2 protein-coding genes are annotated in these 1,181 nt (G+C 72.6%); both read left to right on the forward strand.

Features of this window, described 5'->3' with window-relative positions; translation table 11 throughout:
* The coding region (locus tag ACIKT0_RS18660; protein WP_407106803.1) for a PD-(D/E)XK nuclease family protein at positions 1–910 on the forward strand (910 nt) is incomplete at its 5' end.
* Positions 907–1,181 (forward strand): UvrD-helicase domain-containing protein (locus tag ACIKT0_RS18665; RefSeq protein WP_407106804.1); only part of this gene is annotated, 275 nt, incomplete at its 3' end. The genes ACIKT0_RS18660 and ACIKT0_RS18665, both read left to right, overlap by 4 nt.

Here is a 1,181-nt window from a genome sequence, read left to right on the forward strand (position 1 = left end):
GCGCGAGCCGGCGCCGCGCCCGCCCGAGCCGCGTCCGCCGCTCGAGCTCAGGCCGAGCCGGATGAGCGTCACGTCGGTGGAGACCTGGCTTCGCGATCCGTATGCGATCTACGCCCGCTACATCCTCGATCTCGAGGAGCTCGGCGCCGTCGGGCCGGAGCCGAACGCGGCCGATCTTGGCAACGCGATCCACGGCGCGCTGGAGCGCTTCGCCAAGGCCGGCTTCGCGCTCGACGCGGACGACGCCCGCGAGCGGCTGCTGGATTTCGGCCGCGAGGCGTTCGGGGCGCTGCTCGAGCGGGAGGACGCCAGAACGCTGTGGTGGCCCCGCTTCGAGCGGATCGCCGACTGGACGCTCGCCTTCCACCGTGGCCGGGCCGAGAGGGTCGAGACGTCCCACGTCGAGAAACGCGGCGAGATCCACTTCGAGACCGTCGCCGGCCGCAGCTTCAGGCTGAGCGCCCGGGCGGACCATATCGACGCGCTGAAGGACGGCACGTTCGCCTTCCTCGACTACAAGACCGGCGCGGTCCCGGGCCTCAAGCAGGCGCTCGCGGGCTTCGCGCCGCAGCTGCCGCTGGAGGGCGCGATCCTTCAGGAAGGCGGCTTTGCGGACGCCGCCGCCAAGGGCGCGACGGTGAGCGAGCTCGCCTTCGTGAAGCTGATCGGCCGTGAACCCGCCGGCGAGCTGGTGGAGATCCGCGCCGAGACCGAGGCGCCGGACCAGATCGCCGCAAAGGCGCTCGAGCGCTTCCGCCAGGTAGTGGACCGCTTCGAGAACCCCGACGAGCCCTATCGCTCGCTGTCGCATCCGAAGTTCCTCGCCCGGCCGGAAGGGCCCTACGGCCATCTCGCCCGCGTCAAGGAATGGTCCGCGACCGGCGGCGCTTCGGAGGGCGACGGCGAATGAGCGGTCCGAGCGCCGAAACCCTGACCCGGCAGGCCGCGGCGTCGGATCCGCGCAGGTCCGCCTGGGTCTCGGCCAACGCCGGCTCGGGCAAGACCTACGTGCTGGTGCAGCGCGTGGTGCGACTGCTGCTCGCCGGCGCGGAGCCGTCGCGCATCCTGTGCCTGACCTTCACCAAGGCGGCGGCGGCCAACATGCAGAACCGCGTGGTCGAGCGGCTGCGCGGCTGGGCGACCGCCTCCGACGCCGCGCTCGCCGCGGAGATCGGGGCGCT

The organism is Hansschlegelia beijingensis (assembly GCF_045505405.1).
GTDB classification, from domain to species: domain Bacteria; phylum Pseudomonadota; class Alphaproteobacteria; order Rhizobiales; family Methylopilaceae; genus Methylopila; species Methylopila beijingensis_A.